General features: G+C 62.8%; 3 protein-coding genes. 1 reads left to right on the top strand and 2 read right to left on the bottom strand.

Annotated elements, in window-relative coordinates; genetic code table 11:
- Positions 1 to 232: 232 nt before the first annotated feature.
- Together F1735_RS32825 and F1735_RS32830 are read right to left on the bottom strand one after the other, a co-directional pair.
- Positions 233 to 1153 carry a lipase secretion chaperone gene (locus F1735_RS32825; RefSeq protein WP_167241103.1) on the bottom strand — a complete coding sequence of 307 codons (921 nt, stop codon included), beginning with the start codon at positions 1151 to 1153 and terminating at the stop codon, positions 233 to 235.
- 10 nt (positions 1154 to 1163) lie between these two features.
- Positions 1164 to 2075 (bottom strand): lipase family alpha/beta hydrolase, encoded by a 912-nt coding sequence (locus tag F1735_RS32830; protein WP_167241105.1) that lies wholly within the window; start codon positions 2073 to 2075, stop codon positions 1164 to 1166.
- A gap of 286 nt (positions 2076 to 2361) precedes the next feature.
- On the opposite strand from F1735_RS32830, the gene F1735_RS32835 reads away from it, so the two are divergent.
- Entirely contained in the window at positions 2362 to 3039 is a 678-nt protein-coding gene (locus tag F1735_RS32835) for a TetR/AcrR family transcriptional regulator (protein WP_373888625.1), read from the top strand.
- Positions 3040 to 3204: the final 165 nt, after the last annotated feature.

Genomic DNA, 3204 nt, shown 5'->3' on the forward strand with positions numbered 1-3204 from the left:
TACTTTGATCGCCTTGGCATGCCTCGCCTCACATAACCTCAACTACTCGAACCGCCCGGTGCGGACCCGCATGCCGGGTGGTGTGGCAGGGGAGCAGCTATATTTAGCTGCCCCCTATGCCGATGTCGATAGGTGATATCGGCCACCGTACTTAAAACCGTCTTTCCCGCCTGCGCGGGAAAGACGGTTTTGCGGGTTGCGGTCAACAAATAGCCTCTACCTATACTGCTATTTACTCGTACGCCCCCAACCGTCGCTGTTCCTCCGCCGAAAAATGCTGGTCCCGCACCTGCTGCAGCACCGCTTCCGACCCCGTTCCCGCACGCGCGCGCTGCGCCAGGTAGGCCTTGATGCGTCCCTTCCACGCCACCTCTTCGCGATCCAGGTCGGCCAGCCGGCTGGCCGCTTCCGGCGAAAACGCCGCCGCCCGCAAGCGATACACCTCGTCCTCGCCCGCACCCTGCTCGCGCAGCTTCTGCACCGACGCTTCCATGCGGATCACCTTGGTCGGCGCCTCGCGATCTTCGCGCAGCCCCGCCGGCATGCGCTGGTCCAGCGCCGCCATCTTTTGCTCGCGCTCGAGCGCCGTCAGCGCGCCGTCCTGCCCGATGTCGAGCCGCGCCAGCGCATCGGCGTCGTACGCGTCGCTGGCGCCGAACAGCCCGGTCGCCTCGCGCGCGCTGAAAAACTGCGGCCGCAAACGCTGCTTGAGCGCCAGGCGCGCGCGTGCCGCCTTGGCCAGGTCGGCCTGCGGCGCCAGCGTCTTTTCGGCATCGGCCAGGGCCCGCTTGTAATCGAGATAGCTGGCCAGCAAGCGCTTGGCCTGCGCCGCCGGGCCGGGCGCGAAGCGGCGCTCCAGTTCACGCTCGATTTCGGCGCGGATCGCCTGCAAATCCTTCTCGCCCAGCCCGGCCAGGTAGTAGTCGAACAGATGTCCCAGTTCGGCGTCGACCACCAGCTGGCCATCGGCGTCCAGGCGCACGTCGCCGTCCGGCCTGGTGCCTTCCATCGAGCGCACGAACGCAAACGGGTCCGATGTTGGGGGCGGCGCGGCCGCCACGGCGGCCACCTCGGGCCTCGGATACGCGGCCACCAGCACGGCGGCCACCAGCGCGCCGGCCCCGAACTTCTTCCATTGCATGCGTGCGGTCATGGCGGCCTCCTTACAGGCCGAGCGCCTGCAGGCGGTTCGCTTGCTGGCGGAACACGGTCACCGGACTGGTTTCGAACAGGTTCACGATGCCGATGAACTGGTTCACTTCGTCGAGGTGGTTCATGGCGTAGTCGTCGCGGATCACGCGCCCCAGGCGGCTGGAACAGCTGCTGACCAGGCCATCGTTCTTGCCGCCGAACGCCGCGCCGGTCAGCGCCATGAACGGGTCGATCGCATCGAACACATTGGTGTAGGGCTGGGCTCCGCTCCACGAGAAGTAATACACGCCATTGACATGGTTGGCGCCTTCGCCGCAGGCGCTGGTTGGCACGCCTTGCGGATGGCGCTGGTTAAAGGCGACCGAGCCGGCCGTGCTGAGCGACTTGAGCGCGGCCGCGCCATCCTGCGGCAAGCCGGAACGGCCGGTGAGGAAGTCCATCAGCGCGGCCACCGCGTTGGCCAGCGCATTGCCAACTTCAGGCGCGTTGCCGGTCAGGATGTCGGCGATCTTCGAACCCTTGTTCACGCCCGCCACCGAGCTGACCGACGCCACCAGGTTCGGCGCCACCGAGGCGACGTAGCGCACGGTCGGCCCGCCATGACTGTGGCCGATCAAATTGACCTTGGCGGCGCCGGTGGCCGCCATGATTTGTTTGACTTGCGAGAGCAATTGTTCGCCGCGCACTTCGGTACTGTTGGCGCCCGAGACCGTGACGGTATAGACTTTCGCTCCACCGCTGCGCAAGGCCGAGGGAATGCCGTAGAAGTACTCGACCGGCCCCAGTTTTTCGAAGCCGAACAGTCCATGCACGAGCACGATGGGATACTTGGTTTGCGTGTAACCCGCAGCCAGGGCCGGGGCGGGAACGACGAGGATGGCGATGAGAAAAACGGACAGGCACTGCCAAAAGCGATTCATCATTGTTGTCTCCATTGATGGTTTTTGTGTGAAATGAACTACTGGAACCGGCGTTGCGCAGTTCAAGTTGCACATTCCTCCGGCTACCGGCAAACGCCCTTGCTTAGGCTGTTTTATGAATTAGAGCGAGCGCTCGGTTTTTTGAATGTAGCACTGGCGTATGCGGAAAGCATCGCGCAGTGCAGCATACGCAGGCCTCGTTTTGCGGATTGAATTGATCTGTGGTTTTAACGAGCTATAATCATTCTCGAAACCAACTCTAGCGGTAGACGCAACTATGGGAACGCTGGTGTCCACCCGCTTCGACTTTGCCCAGTTTGAAAAGATGACGCCGCTCACCAGCGACACCATCTGGGCCTATCTTGTTGACCGTCACGCCGAGCGGATCGGCGTCAAGCGCCGCAAGCCGGCGCTGGAAAACATGGAAAGAATCTTCGGCGCCACCTTCCGCCTGGCCAATGAAGTGGGCTTTCGCGCGATGAGCTTGCGCGACCTGTGCCGCGAAACCGGCTTGTCGATGGGCGGCCTGTACGGCTACATCGACAGCAAGGATCAACTGGCGGAAATGATCGAGGACGTGGTGCGGCATGCCAGCCAGGAATTGCCGCGCATGTTCCTGCATGTGCAGGCGCCCCTGGAACGGCTCGAATCGCTGGTGCGGGCGACGATTTACCTGTCCGAGATCTTGCAGCCGTGGTTTTACTTCGTCTACATGGACTCGCGCGTGCTCAGTTTCGAGCAGCGCGGCATGGCGAAAAATTCGGAGCTGTCGATCCAGGCCGAGATTGCGGACATGATCGGCCAGCTCAAGCCTGTGCCCGCCGGCAATCCAGACTTGCTGGCGGGGCATATCGTGGCGATGTTCCAGGATTGGTACATCAAGCGCTGGAAATACCGCGCGGCCAAGGTGCATGTGGATGATTTTGCCGATAGCACCCTGGCCATGATCCGCAGCCATCTGAGTTAAGCTGTTCGTTGCCCGGCGCCAAGCCGGCGACGACCCGGGCAGGGCGATTGCATGAAGGATCAGATTGGTAGGCCTAAGACCTTGGCAAGATAGTCGGCGCTCCAGGCTGCCTTCATGCGCTTGGTAGCGATCCCGAGCTTAGCCGTCTTCTCGTTCTTCAGCAGG

Source organism: Massilia genomosp. 1, assembly GCF_011682185.1.
Lineage (GTDB): Bacteria > Pseudomonadota > Gammaproteobacteria > Burkholderiales > Burkholderiaceae_D > Telluria_A > Telluria_A rubra.

What these genes read in the sequence shown, in the direction of transcription:
- F1735_RS32830 (WP_167241105.1), bottom strand. Translation starts at nt 2,075, where the DNA reads ATGATGAATCGCTTTTGGCAGTGCCTGTCCGTTTTTCTCATCGCCATC.
- F1735_RS32825 (WP_167241103.1), bottom strand. Translation starts at nt 1,153, where the DNA reads ATGACCGCACGCATGCAATGGAAGAAGTTCGGGGCCGGCGCGCTGGTG.